This is a genomic window from Amycolatopsis sp. NPDC104775, from assembly GCF_055583325.1.
Map to the genome: position 1 here is coordinate 98,519 of NZ_JBVJOE010000007.1, position 16,295 is coordinate 114,813.

Consider the following 16,295-nt stretch of genomic DNA (forward strand, 5'->3'; position numbering starts at 1 on the left):
GTCCGACGCGTCCCGGAGCCACGTGCCAGCCACGATCGCGGAGCTTCCCGGTGTTTCTCCGCAGTCGGCTCAACGCTGTATTTCCCGGCGCTTCGCTCAAACCCGCGGACTTGATGGCCAAACCGGGCGCAGGGCTGCCGGTCCGGGCAACGCGATCGCGAGCACGGCCGCCGCGACATCCGCCATCTGCCGTCACCCGCCGACGGTCGGCCGCATCGCCGCCGCCGGGTCGAGCCCGGGTCCTTCCGGCAGCCGGGCCACGAGCCCGCCGGGCAGCCGGACCGGCGCGGCCGACGGGTAGCCGAGCGTTTTCGCGACGTCCGGGCGGGACAGCGGATAGCGCCGTCCCAGGTCGGTGACCAGGGTGAGCGTGCCGGATCCGGCCTGGGCGGACGGCATCGCCTCGACCAGCACCGCCGAGCCGGGCGGCACGTAGACGCGGTCGGCCAGCGGGGTTCCCGCGGCCGACCGGCCCGCGGTGGGCAGCAGCTCGGTTTCCGGCGGCAGCTGCGGTCCGACGATCAGCCGCGGCGCGCTCGCGCCCGGTGCGTAGACCGCGCACAGCGTGGCGTCTCGATCGGACAGCCGGGCCAGCCGCGGCCGGGCGAGCGGCGCGGCGTCCGCGGTCGCCGGGAGCGGATCCAGCTGGCGCGCCGCGGCTGCCTCGGCCGGGGCGAGCGGGAGGGCGCGAGGCTGTCCGCCGGAGTAGGCGGCGCGCGCCAGCTGAGCGTCGGCCAGTTCGATTTCGTACTGCAGCTCGGTAATCGGGCGAAGCGCGTCCGGCTCGGCCGCGTAGTACTGCTGCCCGCCGCCCGCGGTGTGCACGACCAGCAGCGAGCCGGTCACCACGTCGGTCCGGCCGGGCACGGCGACCGACGGGCGGCCCGCCTGCGCGGCCGGGAGCGGGCCGATCGGCGCGCCTTCCGGCACGACGTCCAGCCAGGCCTGGCCCGCCCGCGCCCACGACGCGGCGGTCAGCGCGAGCCCGGTGCCGACCGTGCCGTAGTCGGTGATCTTGTGCCGGTAGCCGTGCCAGATCAGGTAGCGGTCCCCGGTGGACACGAGCTGCACCGGCAGCGCCTCGTCTGCCAGCCCGGTCCCGCCGCCCGGATCGGCCCCGGCGAGCAGGACCGACTCCTGGATCGCGCTCCCGGCGGTGTCGCTGGCCGGAACCGAGCACAGCGACCACGACCCGGTCCGCAGCCGGTCCGGGCCGGGCAGCGCGTCCGGGGCGTCCGGGATCCCGATCCGCGGCCCGCGCGGCACGCCGGCCAGCGAATTCCCGGACACCTGCTCGGTCGCGGCGTGCTGCCCGAGCGCCAGCAGGGCGGAGGTGTAGTTCGCGACCGGGTACAGCCTGCCGTTCTGGTAGACGTAGCGCGTGCCGGTCTCCTTCTCCACGATCACCGCGGCCTGGCCGCGCCAGGATTCGTTGCCGCCCGGCACGATCATCCCGTAGACGCCGACGCAGGCCAGCGACACGATCGCCAGCGCGAGACCGGCGAACGCGGCGGCGCCGGAGCGGCGGAACGGGGGCTGCTCCGGGTCGGTCTCCCGGGTGACCAGCGCGGAAATCGCGCGCTGGACGAGGAATTGGTACGCCTGCAGCTGATCGCGTTTCGACGCCACGGCCCTCAGCCTCCCAGCCCGCGCACGGCGGCGTAGAGCCCGAGCACCCAGCACGCGACCGGAACCAGCGAGCAGACCAGAAGGATCTCGGAGTACTCGGCGAACCGGCCGAGATACGGGTTCGGCGCGCGCGTGCTGAACAGGATGCCCGCCCCGGCCGCGACCGCCGCGACCACGAGCAGGATCGCCCCGGCGGAGACGAGCGGCAGCGCGGCGCCCGGCCCGGCCGCCAGCGCCGCGGCCCCGGCCATTCCGGCCGCCAGCAACGGGATCCGCTGCCGCAGCGTCGGATACAGCCGGGCCCGCACCAGGAATCCGGCCGAGACTACCGCCACCATCGTCACCGACGCGGCGCTGCCGTCGCGCACGAGCAGCACGTCGCTGCACACCACCACCGCGGCCGCACCGGCCAGCATGCCGGTGAGCAAGCCGTCCGCGCGGGCCACCGCGGCGTGCACCCGGTCGGCCGGCGGCTGCGGATCGTCCCGGACCAGATCCGCGGTCGACCGCGGCAGCACCGGCATCGGCACCTTGCCGAGCCGCAGCGCCAGCGGAGCGAACACAATGGACAGTGCGAGCAGTCCGGCGGTGAGCGCGGCCGCCGCCTGGTATGCCGCGAAATCGCCGCTGGCGGCGACGAAACCGCCGAGCAGCGCGAAGAATCCGGCGGTGGCCGCGGCCGCGAACCACGGCTGGGCCGCGGCGACCCCGAGGTAGCCCGCCACGGCCGCCAGCGTCAGCGTCACCCCGGCGAGCATCACCTGCCCCGGCGCGAGGTCGGTCAACGCGTGCGTCCCGGCCGGCAGCAATCCGCCGCCGAGGAACGCGAACGGCAACGCGACGGCGGCGAGCACCGCGCCCGCCCCGGCGTCACCGGCCGCACGCGCGAGAACGACCCCCGCCACCAGCAGAATTCCAGCGACCGCGAGTGCCCACACCGCGGGACCGGTCCACGGCGCACCGGCGCGCAACACGGCGATCAATCCTAAGAGGACAGTCGCGCCGCCTGCGGCGAGGCCCGCCGCGCGCGTGTGCCGCGGTCCCCACGCCCGGCCGAGTCCGCTCGCGCCGGTCGCGATCGCGTCGACCACGTCGTCGTACTCCGGTTCCGGCCACTCGGCTCGGGCCGGGAGCAGATGCAGCACCTCGCCGTCGCGCACCCGGTGCCCGGCGAGCGTGCGGCCGAGGTCGAACCGCGCCCCGTCGGGACGGCGCAGCTGCCAGCCGCCGCCCGCCACGCCGTCGTCGGCCAGTCCCTCGCCCGCGCGGGCGAGCAGGCCGGGCAGCAGTTCCGCGACGCTGGCGTGCTCGGGGAGCGCCATGTCGATCCGTCGTTTCGGGGCGGCGATCGTGACTCTGATCAAGCCGGCTGTCTGCATGCGCCCACCTTCTCGCGGGAACCGCCGCCGCGGGGAGCCGAGGCAGGAACCTGCCGCGGCCTCGGGGATCTCCTTGTATGTCCACAAAGGACTTTTATGGCACGGAAAAGCCCTTGCCCCAGAACGTGCTCCGGGGCAAGGGCAGGTCGGGGTCCGCGCTCAGGCAGCCACTCCGCGAAGAGCGGTCTCCAGCCGGGCCGCGAAGTCCAGGACAGTGTCCGCCCGCAACTGCCAGCCGGTCGAGGCGACGCGGTGCAGGGTGCGCACCACCAGAACCGCGCCGTCCGCTCCGGGCGTGATCATCAGCAGCCGGGCGACGTCCCAGCTCTGGTGAGCGGTGCCGCTCGGCAGGTTTTTCGTCTGGCCCGCGCGGGTGCTCGACAGCCGGTTGGCGGCTTCGAGCAGCTCCGCGTCGGCGTTCAGCCGGGCCGCGATCGCCGGGTCGCCCTCGAACGGGGCGAGTCCCCTGCCGGCGGGCGCGCCGAGAGAAACCCGGACCGGGTTCGGCAGGCGCAGCGGCACCGCGTAGATCAGCTCGCCCAAGCCGAGCGCCCGGCGCAGCGCGGTGCGGCCGTTCATGACCGCGGCGCGGAGTTCGAACGGGCGGGGCAGCTGGGCGTCGACGTAGACGAAGCACTCAGTCGGCGCGGGCATGCCGCTGAAGCGTTCGCGCGGCGGCAGAAGACTGCCTGCCGGGACGCCGGTGCTGGTGCCCGGCAGGACCGTCGCCATCGGGGCGGCGGCGAGGCCGAGTTCGTTCCGCACGGTCGCGGCGACCTCGGCGGCGACCGTGGCGGGCTCGGCGCGACGGCCGGTCCACAAAGCGGCGGACATCGGGATTCCTTTCCGGGTTCGAGACGGCTCAGGCCGGGCGCGCGGACCTGCTCAGCTCGTCGAACCGCGCCGAGGCGGCCTGCAGTTCGGACTGGAAGCGGCCCGGCCGCAGCTGCGCGAGTTCCTGCCAGCTGGCGACCGCCGCGCGTGCCTTGGCGACCGCGTCTTCTCCGCGCGCGGCCAGCGCGTCGCGTTCGGCGTCGAACTGCTGCGCCTGCCGGAAGAGGGTTTGCGAGCGGTCCTCGACCGGAGCCGGGGCGGCCGCTTCCGCGCGGGCGACCCGGCGCTTGCGGACGGTCATGCTGAGCCAGCCCACGCCGAAGATGATCAGGCCGGTGAGGAGCGGCTTGGCGATGATGTGCCAGATGTCCATGGCGTGTTCCTGTTCCGTAACCGGCGGCGCGGGCCGCCGAAGCTGTGGTGACGGGATCGAAACTAGCCACGGCGGATGAGGTTTCGATGACACGCGCGCGAGCGAGGCAGGAACCTGCCCGGGCATTGCGCCGGACGCGCCCGCACAGGGGAGAATGGCGGCCATGAGCATCGGGGTGGGCGAGGAGCGGCTGCTCGCCGAAGGACCGGTCGCCAAGGTCTACGCGGGCCGGCTGGCGGGCGCGGACGTGGCGGTCAAGGTGTTCGACGGCGTCCTCGACCGCGACACCGCGGCCCGGTTCGACCGGGAACGCAAAGCGCTCGCCGGCGTGCGCGGCGAACGAGCGATCCTGCCCGTCGACGAGACGGGCGAACTGCCGGGCGGCCGCTTCGGCGTGCGGATGGAGCTGTGCCAGCGGTCGCTGGCCCAGTTGCTCGACGGACAGCTGCCGGTGCGCGACGTCCTCGCTGTCGGCTGGACGGTTTCGGCCGCGCTGGCTGCGGCTCATCAGGTGGGCGTCGTGCACGGCGGGGTCACGCCGCACAACGTGCTGCTGCGCCGGTCCGGCGAACTCGCTCTCGCCGATTTCGGTCTCGCCCTGCGCCGCCGGTTCCCACGCGATCCGCTGCACGCGGTGGACTACGCCGCCCCGGAAACGCTGCGGGACGACACCCTCTCCGAAGCGAGCGACCTGTACGGCCTCGGCGCGGTGCTCTACACCGCGCTCACCGGCTCGTCGCCGTTCCCGCGCCGCACCGGGCAACAACGCGCCGAACGGATCCTGCAGGTGTTCCGCGATCCGGTGCCGCCGATCCGTGTGCCCGCCGCGCCGCCCGCGCTGACCGACCTGATCGAGCGGCTGCTGGCCAAGGACCCCGCCGACCGGCCGCAGGACCCGGCCGCGGTGGCGGAGACGCTGGAGCGGCTGTACCAGGCGAGCGCCGCCCCGGCGGAGGTGGAATTCGACGATTTCGCGGGGCACGGTCAGGCGCCGCCGGATTTCCGCGGGGTGCCGACCGCGGGATTCGGCTGGGCGCCGCAGCATCCCGGCGGCTGGTCCGGTGCCGCACCACAGCCGAGCGGCCTCGGCGGTCCGCGGCAATCCGGCGGGTCCGTCCCGCTCCCCTATCCGCCCGCCGGTCCGGGTGGTGCGGTGCCGCAGCCAGTCGGACTTGACGCCTCGGCACCGGACGGCGGTTTCTCTGGCGCGCCAGGGCAATCCGGCACTATCCCCGCACCCCAGAACCGCGCGGCACAGCACCCGCCCTTCGGCTCAACCGCCGCTGTGCATCCTGGCGATTTCCCCACACCCCAAAACCTCGCCGCTCCGAACGACGCCGCACAGCCCCGACCAGTCGGTTCGAGCGCCGCCCCTCAGCACCCCGGCGACCTCCGCTATTCCCCCACCGGCCCAGGCGGGGCGGTGCCACAACAGCCGGACGGCAGTTTCGCGGGTGTGCCACAGCCATCCGGCAGTTTTCCCGCGCCCCACCCCGGCGACCCGAACGGCGCGGCCCGGCACCAACCCCTCGGTTCACACGCCGCTCCTCTGCACCGCAGCGATTTCCCCGCGCTCACCGACCCGAACGGCCTGCCACAGCACCATCCTCTCGACTCCAACGCCGCCCCTCCCGGCACCTTCCCCTCCACCCCCGAGCCCGCCCGCACCCCCGGGTCCGGCCGGACGCTCCTGGCCACCTTCGACGACGCGAAACAACCCCGCCGTGGCCGGAAGCTGCCAAGGATCGCGTGGTGGCCCGCGCTCGCCGCGGGGGCGGCCGCGGCCGTCGGGGCGGTGATCGTGGTGCCGATGCTCACCTCGCCGCGCGACCCCCGGCCCGCGCTGCCGCTGGCGACCGCGCCGTCGTCGGGTCAGCTGCCGCCCGCCGAGCGTGCCCCAGCCCCGGACGTGCACCTGGCGCTGGCGGCCCCCGCCGACCTCGGCACCCAGATCAAACTGACCTGGACCGCTGAGGGAAACCTGGACTTCGCGGTCGTCGTCGGCGCCGAGCGGCTCGCTCCGATGGTGCTGGTGGCCCACCGGAATCGCACGATGGCGGTCCCGGTGGACCCGGCGCGCAAATACTGTTTCCAGATCCGCGCGACGGACGGCAGCCACGTGTACGAAACCCCGCCGGTCCCGGTCCGCGGCGCGGTCTGCACTTCCTGAGCGCACTGTCCTAACTGGACCGCCGGAACAGCGGCCGGGGATCGAACGCGGCGCGCACCCGGCTCAGCCACGGACGGCCGGCCAGAGCCCGGCGCAGCTCCCGGACCTCCATCCACGCGACCCCGACCGCGCTGTCCGACGGCGGGAACCGGGACCACAGCGCCGTGTCCATCACCCCGGACAGCCGCAGCACCGGATCGCGCACCCGCTCCCCCAGCGCGACGCCCGCCGATTCCGCCAGGTCCCGGGGTGTCATGCCAGCCCGGTACGCCACGCCATGCGCACGCAGCCGGTCCCGCGCGTCGGCCCACGCGCCGAAAATCGCTTCCTTGCCGAGCCGACGACGCCGCCGTCTCGTCCGTATCTTCTTCGCCACCGGCACGCCGAGCAGCCCGCACAGCAGCAGCCCGGGCACCATCGCCGCGGCGATCCACCACGGCCAGTTGCCTGTTCCGGACACGGACGCCGCGGCTTCGGTCTGGCTGCCCGGCGGCGGCACCGGCGGCTGGAGCTTTTCCAGCGGCGGCAACTGAGACTGCGCCCGCCCGGCGGCTCCGGCGAGTCCGGACGACTTGGCGGAGACGGCCGCGGACTTCGTCGGGTCCAGCGGCACCCAGCCGACCCCGGCGACCGCGACCTCCGGCCACGCCAGCGCGTCCCCGGCGTGCACGACGTGCTCCCCGGCGGTGTCCGCGCCGCGGTAGCCGACCACCAGCCGGGCCGGGATGCCGGTGATCCGGGCCAGCGCTACGTACGCGGCGGCGAACTGCTCGCTCGTCCCGCGTTTCGAAACGGTCAGGAACTGCCGCAGCTGCGGCCAGGACGCCCCGGTCGGCAGGTCGTCGCCGACCGCGAGCTGGTAGTTCTGCTGAAGAAACCGCTGCAGCTGCAAGGCGGACTGGAAAGTCGGTCGCAATCCGCCCACCGCTGTCCAGGCGAGCCGGGCGATGTCGTCGGGCACCGCGCCGACGCCGCTGAGGCCGCCGGGTGCCTTCGCGTCCACCGGTGCGGTCGCCAGGTAACGGGCGTCAGCCTCCGGTGCCGACCAAGTCATCCGGTATTCAGCCGTCCCGCCGGGAGAAGCCGAAAGCACCATGCCCGCGCCGGGATCCACGAGCGGCGCGACACCGTTCACGCTGGTCAGGCCCGGCTGGCTCGGCAGCCACGGCCCGGACAGCGGCGGCACGCTCAGCTCCGCCGAGACTTCCGGCGCGCCGGGCACGCCGTCGAGCCTCGTGCCGAGCCGGCGCAGCTTCGGCACGGCCGACCAGCCCGCCCCGTCGAAGCCGGTCAGCACGACCAGCCGCCACCGGTCTACCGGAGCGGTGCTGCGATAGCTGAACACCGGCCGCGCCGGATCGGCCAGCTGCCCGGCGATCTCGTCGAGCGGATTGCTGACCGGGCTTTGCGGCGGCGGCACCGGATGGCCGTCGGCGAGCCGGTACGGCTCCCGTCCGGCCGGATCGAACCCGCCGAAGGCGACCGCCCCGGCGGCGATCGCGACCACCAGCGGCAGCGCCACCCACGCGGCCGAACCGGACGGCCGCCGCAGTCGCAGCGAACCGCCGCCAGGCCGCGCTGCCCACAGCAAAAGCCCGGCGGGTGCGAGATAAGCGACCGCGGCGTACAGCGCCGTGAACCCGGTCAAGGCCTGATACGCCTGCGCCAAACCCGCCACGGCCAGGCTCGGCAGCAGTGCCACGAGCGGCGTTTTCAAGCGCAGCAACACTTCCAATCCGAGCACGACCGCCAGCAGCACCGCCAATGGCACGAACAGCAGCTGACCGGCGTCCGGCCGCGCGGGCCAGGTCGACTGCAGCGTCCGCAGCCAGCTCTCGGTCAGCCCTTGCTGCAATCCTCGCAGCGAGGCACCCGTCGGCAACCCGGCGATCGTGGTCGAGAACAGCGTGGTTTCCACGATTCCGAGCAATCCGAAGACCAGGACGACCAGCGGACGCCACGCGCTCAGCCTCGGCAGGCGGAAGCACAGCTCGGCGGCTCCATAGCCGAGCACCGCGACCACGAGCACCGGCACAAGCAACGCGGGCAGCCCGAACACCGGCGCGAACAGCAGCCCGGCCACCGCGGTGGAGCCGAGCAATCCGGTCACTGCCAGCCGGGCGTTCACCCTTCGCCCCGGGCATTCCACTTCGCGGCCGCGTCCGCGGCGTCCGCCGCGTCGATCGCACCGGCGCGCACGCCCGGCTCGCGAACCCCCAGCCGGATCACGGTGTCCGGTCGCCAGCGCAACGCCGCGCCGAGATCCGCGTCCGGCCCGGTGACCACGACCAGTGCCCCGCCTGGCCGCGCGCCAGCGAGCCGCGCCGCGGGCAGCAGTAGCGTGTCGCGGGCGTCTTGGGCGGCGAGGCAGAGTTCGTCCAACAGCGCACGAGCCGCCGCGATCCCGCTGTTCACCGGGGTTTCGAGCCCGGAGGACGTGAGCAACCGGCAGTGCTGGCCCGCCGTCGCCGACGCGTACAGCAGCGACGCCACGACCTCGACCGCTTCTTCGAACACCTCCGGCCGCATCGCGTCCGGCCGGGTGTCGAGCACCGCGGTGAGCCGGGACTGCGCCGGATCGGCGTAGTCGCGCACCATCAGCCGCCCGGTGCGGGCGCTGGCTTTCCAATGCAGGAGCCGGACTTCGTCGCCGATCACGTACTCGCGCACGGCCAGCAGGTCCGCGGAACCGCGCAGCGGCGGATCGGTGATCGGGCCGTCGTGGTGGTGGCGCGGATGCCCCGCCGCGGCCGGGCGCATCGGGTTCAGCCGCGGGTACACCCACAGGCGGGCGGCCGCGCCCAGCGTCCGGTCGGCGCGGGCGAACCCGAACGGATCCGACCGGTGCAGCACCAGCGGTCCCACGTCAAGCCTGCCGCGCACACTGGTCGGAAGCTCGTAGTGGTAAGTCGCCGCGGCGCCGGGCGCGAGCGCGCGGACCCGGACCTCGCGGACGTCCGCGCCGACGCAGTCCTGCGCGGCGAATCCACCGTGCCGGCGCTCGCTTTCGTTGCGCACGGCCAAAGTCGCCAACGCCGGCCTGCCGCGTTCGATGCGTTCGGGGTGGACCGACCGCGAGACCGCCGCGTTCGGCCGCGCCCGGGTCACGAACACCGCGGCGAGCACCGCGCCGACCACGATCCCGCCGAGCACGCGCAGCAGCGGATACCCGGCCAGTTCGCCGAGCCCGTACGCCAGCACGGCACCGGCCAGCGCCGCGATTCCGCGGCGGGTGAGCCGCATGGTCAGCGCCCGGGCGCGGCCGTCGGAGCGGCGGTGTCGGCGAGCAGTTCGGCCACGACGTCCTCGGGCCGCCGCTGGTTCAGTTCGGCGTCCGGGGTCAGCACGAGCCGGTGGCACAGCACCGGAAGGGCCACGTCCTTCACGTCGTCCGGGGTCACGAAATCGCGGCCGTGCGTGGCCGCGAGTCCTTGCGCGGCGCGGATCAGCGCGATGCTGCCGCGCGGGCTCACGCCGTAGCGCACGGCCGGATGGCTGCGGCTCGCCGCGGCGAGCCGGACCGCGTACGACACCACCTCGGGCGCGAGGTACGCCTGCCGCACTCGCGCGATCACCTGCTGCACGTCTTCGATCCGAAGAACCGGCCGCAGCTCGTCGGCGGTGACGCCCGCGCAGTCGCCCATCACGACCATCACTTCCGCGTCGTGGCCCGGGTAGCCGACCGACAGCCGCATCAGGAACCGGTCCAGCTGCGCCTCGGGCAGCCGGTAGGTCCCCTCCATCTCGATCGGGTTCTGGGTCGCCACCACCAGGAACGGCCGCGGCAGCGGCTGGCTGACCGCGTCGACGGTGACCCGGCGCTCGGCCATCGCCTCCAGCAGCGCCGCCTGCGTCTTCGGGGTGCCGCGGTTGATCTCGTCGGCGAGCACCACGTTGGCGAAGATCCCGCCGGGGTGGAACTGGAACTGCTCGGCGTGCTGGTGGTAGACCATCACGCCGAGGATGTCGCCGGGCAGCAGGTCCGGAGTGAACTGGATGCGGTTCCACCGGCCGCCGACGCTGGCGGCGAGGCACCGCGCCAGCGTCGTCTTCCCGACGCCGGGCACGTCCTCGATCAGCAGATGGCCCTCGGCGAACAGCGCCGCGACCGCCATCCGGACGACGTCCGGATGGCCGCGCAGCACCGTCTGCACGTTGTCGGAGATGAGATCGTAGGCCGCTTTCGGGGTGAAGCTCACTGTCGCCCTTCTCAGGAGGTGGTGGGAACGCCGTTCCAGGTGTCGCTGGCGGATCCCGCGGAATTGCGGATCGTGGCCTTGATCGTGATCGACCCCATCCAGACCACGTTGGAGATGGTGAGCTGGGTGGAACCGGAACAGGGCTTCGCGGGCGAAGACGTGCCCATGAACGAGGCCTGGCAGGTGGCCGCTCCGCCGTTGGGGTCCGCGTCGACCGTCACGATCAGCGCGTTCGTGCTGCGCACGCTCGTGATCTTCACCGACGGCGGGCCGGACGCGAGGGTCGCGCGTGCCGAACCGGGACTGCCGGTGAACTGTCCGCCCGAGCCGTACGAGGTGATCGCCCGGACCGTGAAGGTGATCGTGCCGCTCAAACCCTGGTAACTGGTCGACGTCTCGGACACCGAGCGGTCGGCCTGCCCGGACGCGCTCACGACGTAGTGGTCGAGGTCGGCGCCGTGCAGGTCCGGCGTCGTCCAGCTCACCGTTACCGCGCCGTTCGACCCGACGGCCGTCTTGACCTTCGGCGCTTCGGCGGCTCCGCCGGGCACGACCGAGCGGGAACTGGCCGCCGCGCCGCGGCCCGCGGAGTTTTCCGCCGCCACACTGAACGAGTAGGACTGGCCGTTGGTCAGCCCGGTCACGGTGACCCGCGACCCCGAACCGTCCACTGTGGTCGAACCGCCGGACCAGGACACGACATACCGGGCCACGCGGGAACCGTTGCTGGGCGCGGAAGCCCACATCACCGTGGCCGAACCGGTGCCAGCCGTCGCGCGGACGTTGCGCGGCGAACCCGGCGGAGTCGGCTTCGCGACCGGCGGAGGCAGGTTGTCCCGCTGCGCGGGCGGACCCGGCGGCGCGGGCGGGGCGGGCGGCTGGCTGCTGGGCTGGGATGGCTGCGCCGGCGGGGTGGGCTTGGGCTGCGTTTTCGCGCTGACGTCCACGTCCGCGGCCACGCCGTTGCCGCCGTCCACGACGACCATGTGCGAACCGTCGTGGTTGTCGACGTAGATCCGGTGGTCCTGGCCGAGCGACAGCCGGGCTTCGCCGCCGCCGTCGGGAACCGTCTTGCTGCTCTTCAACGTGCCCTTGCTGTCGTAGGTGCGCACCTCGTGCCGGGCCTGGTCGACCACGGCGACGGTGTGCGACGTCGCGACCGGGCCCGCGTAATGGCGGCCCTTCTCCAGCGGGACCGACACCGGCCGCGCGACCGGGTGGTTCTGCAGCAGGCCGGCGGCGTCGATCAGGTGCAGCTGGCCGTGATCCGGGTCGACGACGGCGAGCCGCCCGTCGACGTCGTCGCTCGCCACCTGGACGGTCGCGGGCAGCGAGAGCCCGATGTCGGCCGGGTCGCCGAGCCCGTTCGCGCCGACCGAGCGGAGCACGCTGGCCGTCGTGTCGAGCACGACGGGGCGGTCGCCGACGATCGAAAGCGACGCGTCGTGCCCTTGGGGCAGCTGCGCGGGACAGGTCAGGAGCGTGGCGCCGCGCGGGAGATCGCAGATCGAGCCGTTGTCGATGCGGTGCACCCAGACCGTGCCGTCGGAGGTCGTCACCGGCGCGGACAACGGACCGCCCGCCGGGGCCGTCGCCGCCGGGTCGCCGAGCCGCGCGATCTGGCCGGCGTTGCGGTACACCAGGTACGGGCCGCCAGCGACCTCCAGCACGTCCGGTTCCTCGGAGGAGGGCGGTGCTTTGCTGCTCTCGACGCCGAGCGTCGATTTGCTGAACTCGGTGATCCGCGTCCGGTCGACGACATAGCCCGAACGTCCGCTCTGCGCGACGGGGCTGCCCGCCTCCGCCCCGGGCACCGCGGCCTGGGCGTCGACCTGGCCGGTCGCGCCGTCGACGTGCACCGCCGACTGCGCCGAAGTGTTGTAGACCCAGTGCCCGGCCTGCACGAACTGCAGTTCCTCGGGCAGCGAGGCGTGCCCGGTGACGGCGATGCCGACGACCGCGAGACCGGCGACGACGACCGCACCGAGCCGGAACAGGGCAGCGCGCTTCGCGCGCGGCGTTTCTGTGGTCACCGGCGGACCGTAACGGGGACGGCTACAGCCGAGATACATCCGGAACCCATGCGCGGACGCTAGCCGCCGCCGTTGAAATCCTGATTAAACGAGCTGTCACCGAAACCTCAGCTTCTCCCCGCGACCCTGACCGGGACCTGAGGAGGGCTGCCGTGACCTATCCCGGCGAGGCACACCCCGGCCAGCGCGCCAGCGCCCCGGCGCGACCTGTCGCGGAAGCGCCGCCGCTCGCCCGGCCGATCGGCCAGCGCGCGCACCTGCCGGTACCGGCGGACGCGCAGGCCGCCGCGCGCACTGCCGCGCTGGCCGCGCTGACCGCGGCGAGAGCGGCCGCTCCTTCCCCGGTCGCGACCCCGATCCAGCCCTGGCGCCCCGTCGTGACGACGCCGCCTGCGGCCCCGACGCGCCCTCCCGCGGCCAAGCAGCGTCGCAAATGGGGAGCACTGCAGATCGTCTGCGGGCAACTGGTGCTGGTGGCAGCTGTCCTGGCGATCGGACGGCCATGGCCGGTAGCGGCCGCCATCGGGCTCGGCGCCGCTGCGACGCTGGCCCTGGCGACCCTGCGATACCGCGGCCGCTGGGGGTACGAGTGGCTGGTCCTTGCCTTGGGCTACGCGCTGCGCGACCGGGACCGCGAACTGGCCGACGCCGACGAAACCGGCCGAGCCCTGCTGCGCGCGCTGTCGCCGGAAGGCTCCGGGCACACCGGACAACTCGGCGACGACCCCGTCTTTCTTTTCAGCCGCACGGACGGAATCTCCGCCGTGCTGCGCCCGAACTCGCTCGCCCCAGCACCGCTTCCCGGCCCTGAAGCGCTGCTGCCGCCAGCCGAACCGGGCACCGGCTTCGCCGCCCAGGTGCTGTACCACGCAGGCGTCGACCGTCAGCAACCACCTCGGATTTGGCTTGCGCTGCAAGCGTTGCGCACCGTCGAGCGGTACGAAGACGATCTGGTGCGCCAAGCGCTGGTCAACGCGCTGCGACGCGTGCAGCGCCGCCTGCGCCGGGACGGCCTGCCGACGACTCCCTTGGGAGAGCCGGAATTCCTCGGCGCGCTCGCGTCGCTCGCCCATGTCACCGCGGGCCGCACCCGGGTCCGGGAGCGATGGCGGCTCTGGCACAGCGGCACGGTGTCCCAGACGGCATTCCAGCTGGAAGGCTGGTCCGACCTCCCGCCCGCGACGACACCGCGGCTGATCAGCGCTGTGCTGGGCGCGACGTCCCAGACCGCGGTGACGCTCTCGCTGACCGCCCGCCGTTCGGACGGCGTGCCCGAGGTGACGGCCGCCGTGCGCGTCGCCTCCCCGCATACCGCGGCGGTCGAACAGGCGGCCCGGGTGCTGACCCGGCTCGCGGCGGAATGGGGCCTCCGGCTGAACCGGCTCGAAGGCCGCCAGCACGAGGGGCTGGGCTCGACTTTGCCGTTGGCGTCCGGTCGCTGAGCTTCACTGCTGGATCTCCCACGTCTCGACGAAATCCGGCGGCCGCGACGGCCTGCGGAACCGGTAACGTCTGGCAGCGCCCGCGTGCGGAGGGGAATCCGGAAACACGGGCAGGAATTCGGCACTGTTACCGAGAGCAGTGACCCACCGATCCCCGGCACGCACGCGGAGCACTCAACTGTGCCACGACCGCCACAACGCGGCATAAGTCCCTTGCGCGGCAAGGAGTTCGTCGTGGCTGCCGAGTTCGGTGAGCCGTCCGTGCTCCAGCACCGCGACACGATCCGCGTCGTAGGCGGTGTGCAGCCGGTGCGCGATGGCGATGACGGTCCGGCCGTGCAGGACCGCAGCGAGGGCTCGTTCGATGCGGCGGGCCGCGTTCGGGTCGAGCATGGCGGTGGTTTCGTCGAGGATCACCGTGTGCGGGTCGGCCAGCAGGACCCGGGCGAGCGCGATCTGCTGCGCCTGGGCGGGATCGAGCGAGTGGTCGCCTCGGATCGGGTCGCCGAGTTCGGTGTCGAGGCCCTCCGGCAGGGTTCGCGCCCAGGTCGCGCCGACCGCCTCCAGCGCCCAGGCGAGCCGGTCATCGGGAGCGGACGGCGCGGCCATGGCCAGGTTGTCGCGGAGGGTTCCGACGAAAACGTGGTGTTCCTGCGTGACAAGCAATGCCCGGCCAGGAGCGAGCCGGTGCACCTCGACGCCTCCGACGGTGACGCTGCCCGTCCTCGGCGTGTCCATCCCGGCCAGCAACCGGCCCAGCGTGGACTTTCCCGCGCCCGACGAGCCGACGATCGCCAGCCGTTCTCCGGGGCGCACGGTCAGGTCGAGATCGTGGAGGACGTCGGCGGTGCCGTGGTAGGCGTAGCGCAAGCCCTTGACCTGGATCTGCCCGTCGACCGGCTCGGCCGCGGCTGGCTCTTCGCCGTTCGCGGCTTCGGCGACGCCTTTGATCCGGGCGAGGGACGCGCCGCTGCTTTGCAGTTGCTCCAGCCAGAACAGGACGTGGTCGAGCGGGTCCACGAGCTGCCACAGATACAGGCCCGCCGCGATCACCGCGCCGAGGCTGAGCAGTCCGGCCTGGTACGCGGCGCCGCCTCCGACGAGGGTCACCGCGACGGGGATCGAGTGGGCGAACACCGTGCCGGGGATGAACACCGTGCGCAGCTTCAACGTCCGCATCCGCGCGGCATATGAGGACTCGATCGCGCGTTCCGTAGCGTCGATGCGCTGCTGTTGCAGGCCGAACACGTCGACGGCGCGGGCGCCTTCGGCGGTGGCGGCCATGGCGTCGGCGAGCGCGGAGTTCGCTTCTCCCTCGGCGAGGTATGCGGCGCGGGACCGGTTGAGATACCACCGCGTCACGCCCCACATCAGCGGAATGCCCGCCAGCGCGCCCAGACCGAGCAGCGGGTGCAGCGCGAACACCGCGCCGAGGATGAACACCGCTTGCACGACCGAGACGAACAGGTCCGGGACGGCGTCGCGCAGGGTGCCGCCGACCTGCGCGACGTCGCTGGAGCCCCGGGTGACCAGATCGCCGACCCCGGCCCGCTCCACCACGGACACCGGCAGGGCGAGGGTGTCGTCGACGAACCGCTCGCGCAGGCTGGCCAGCGACCGTTCCCCGAACCGGAACGCCGCGTACCGCGCGAAGCGGGTGACCAGCAGCTGCGCCAGCGCGAAGGCGACGATCGCCACGGCCAGCAAGTCCACAGTGGACGCTTCCGCACCCGCGGTCACCCGGTTGACGATCTCGCCGACGAGCCACGGGGCGGCCAGGCCGAGTGCCGCTGCCGCGCAGTTCAGGACGACGATCACGGTCACGGCACGCGGATCAGTGCGGAGGAGCCGGAGGGCTTCGCGACGGACGGCGCGTTTGTCGGCCACCGGCAGGGACGAGGGGCTCACGGCTCGCCTCTCGGTGCCACAGAAAGCACACCCCAGGCCGACACGACTGCGGCCATCCCGTTCGTGGCCCCGCCCACCTGCCATGGAGCGGCACGGCGAGGGCGCACGGCCTCACGGCAAACGACGCGAACCTTCGCCACCCGCGGGGATGAAGGGCTCATGCCTCACATCCCGCCACAACAGCAAGCAAGCCCCGAGCCGACCCGCCCACCCGCCACGAATCGACACGACGAGCACGCAAGGACTCACGACACACGGCGCATATCTCCGCCAACGGCAGGAATGAAGTACTCACGCCTCACCTCCCCGCGCCAACCGCAAACAAACC

Annotated in this window: 11 protein-coding genes; 2 read left to right on the forward strand and 9 right to left on the reverse strand. The window is 73.3% G+C overall.

The window, feature by feature from the left end:
• Positions 1 to 192 precede the first annotated feature (192 nt).
• The 4 genes from eccB to ACZ63D_RS28930 form a co-directional block, all read right to left on the reverse strand.
• Positions 193 to 1,629: a type VII secretion protein EccB gene (gene eccB / locus ACZ63D_RS28915; RefSeq protein ID WP_465357511.1), complete on the reverse strand. Its 1,437-nt coding sequence runs from the start codon at positions 1,627 to 1,629 to the stop codon at positions 193 to 195.
• A 5-nt stretch (positions 1,630 to 1,634) separates the two neighbouring features.
• Positions 1,635 to 3,008 (reverse strand): type VII secretion integral membrane protein EccD, encoded by a 1,374-nt coding sequence (gene eccD / locus ACZ63D_RS28920; protein WP_465357512.1) that lies wholly within the window; start codon positions 3,006 to 3,008, stop codon positions 1,635 to 1,637.
• Between the two features lie 159 nt (positions 3,009 to 3,167).
• On the reverse strand, positions 3,168 to 3,842 hold the full coding sequence (locus tag ACZ63D_RS28925) for a hypothetical protein (RefSeq protein WP_465357513.1): 675 nt from the start codon (positions 3,840 to 3,842) through the stop codon (positions 3,168 to 3,170).
• 28 nt (positions 3,843 to 3,870) lie between these two features.
• Positions 3,871 to 4,215 (reverse strand): hypothetical protein, encoded by a 345-nt coding sequence (locus tag ACZ63D_RS28930; RefSeq protein WP_465357514.1) that lies wholly within the window; start codon positions 4,213 to 4,215, stop codon positions 3,871 to 3,873.
• Positions 4,216 to 4,378: 163 nt separating this feature from the next.
• Between ACZ63D_RS28930 and ACZ63D_RS28935 the strand changes: the two genes are divergently transcribed.
• A complete protein-coding gene (locus tag ACZ63D_RS28935) occupies positions 4,379 to 6,385 on the forward strand; it encodes a serine/threonine-protein kinase (RefSeq protein WP_465357515.1) in 2,007 nt (668 codons plus the stop codon).
• 10 nt (positions 6,386 to 6,395) lie between these two features.
• On the opposite strand, the gene ACZ63D_RS28940 is transcribed toward ACZ63D_RS28935, so the two are convergent.
• From ACZ63D_RS28940 to ACZ63D_RS28955, 4 genes are read right to left on the reverse strand one after another with little or no spacing between them, the layout of a single operon-like run.
• Complete coding sequence (locus ACZ63D_RS28940; RefSeq protein ID WP_465357516.1) at positions 6,396 to 8,513, reverse strand: transglutaminase TgpA family protein; 2,118 nt, start codon at positions 8,511 to 8,513, stop codon at positions 6,396 to 6,398.
• Positions 8,510 to 9,628, reverse strand: coding sequence for a DUF58 domain-containing protein (locus tag ACZ63D_RS28945; RefSeq protein ID WP_465357517.1), 1,119 nt, complete (start codon positions 9,626 to 9,628; stop codon positions 8,510 to 8,512). The genes ACZ63D_RS28940 and ACZ63D_RS28945 overlap by 4 nt, the downstream gene beginning before the upstream one ends.
• A 2-nt stretch (positions 9,629 to 9,630) precedes the next feature.
• Positions 9,631 to 10,584, reverse strand: a complete 954-nt coding sequence (locus ACZ63D_RS28950) for an AAA family ATPase (protein WP_465357518.1) — start codon at positions 10,582 to 10,584, stop codon at positions 9,631 to 9,633.
• An 11-nt stretch (positions 10,585 to 10,595) separates the two neighbouring features.
• Positions 10,596 to 12,617, reverse strand: a complete 2,022-nt coding sequence (locus ACZ63D_RS28955; protein ID WP_465357519.1) for a fibronectin type III domain-containing protein — start codon at positions 12,615 to 12,617, stop codon at positions 10,596 to 10,598.
• Between the two features lie 152 nt (positions 12,618 to 12,769).
• Here ACZ63D_RS28955 and ACZ63D_RS28960 point away from each other — a divergent pair, with 152 nt between their 5' ends.
• Positions 12,770 to 14,059, forward strand: a complete 1,290-nt coding sequence (locus ACZ63D_RS28960) for a type VII secretion protein EccE (RefSeq protein ID WP_465357520.1) — start codon at positions 12,770 to 12,772, stop codon at positions 14,057 to 14,059.
• Between the two features lie 174 nt (positions 14,060 to 14,233).
• Here the strand turns inward: ACZ63D_RS28960 and ACZ63D_RS28965 are convergent, their stop codons facing one another.
• A complete protein-coding gene (locus tag ACZ63D_RS28965) occupies positions 14,234 to 15,967 on the reverse strand; it encodes an ABC transporter ATP-binding protein (protein ID WP_465357521.1) in 1,734 nt (577 codons plus the stop codon).
• Positions 15,968 to 16,295 lie beyond the last annotated feature (328 nt).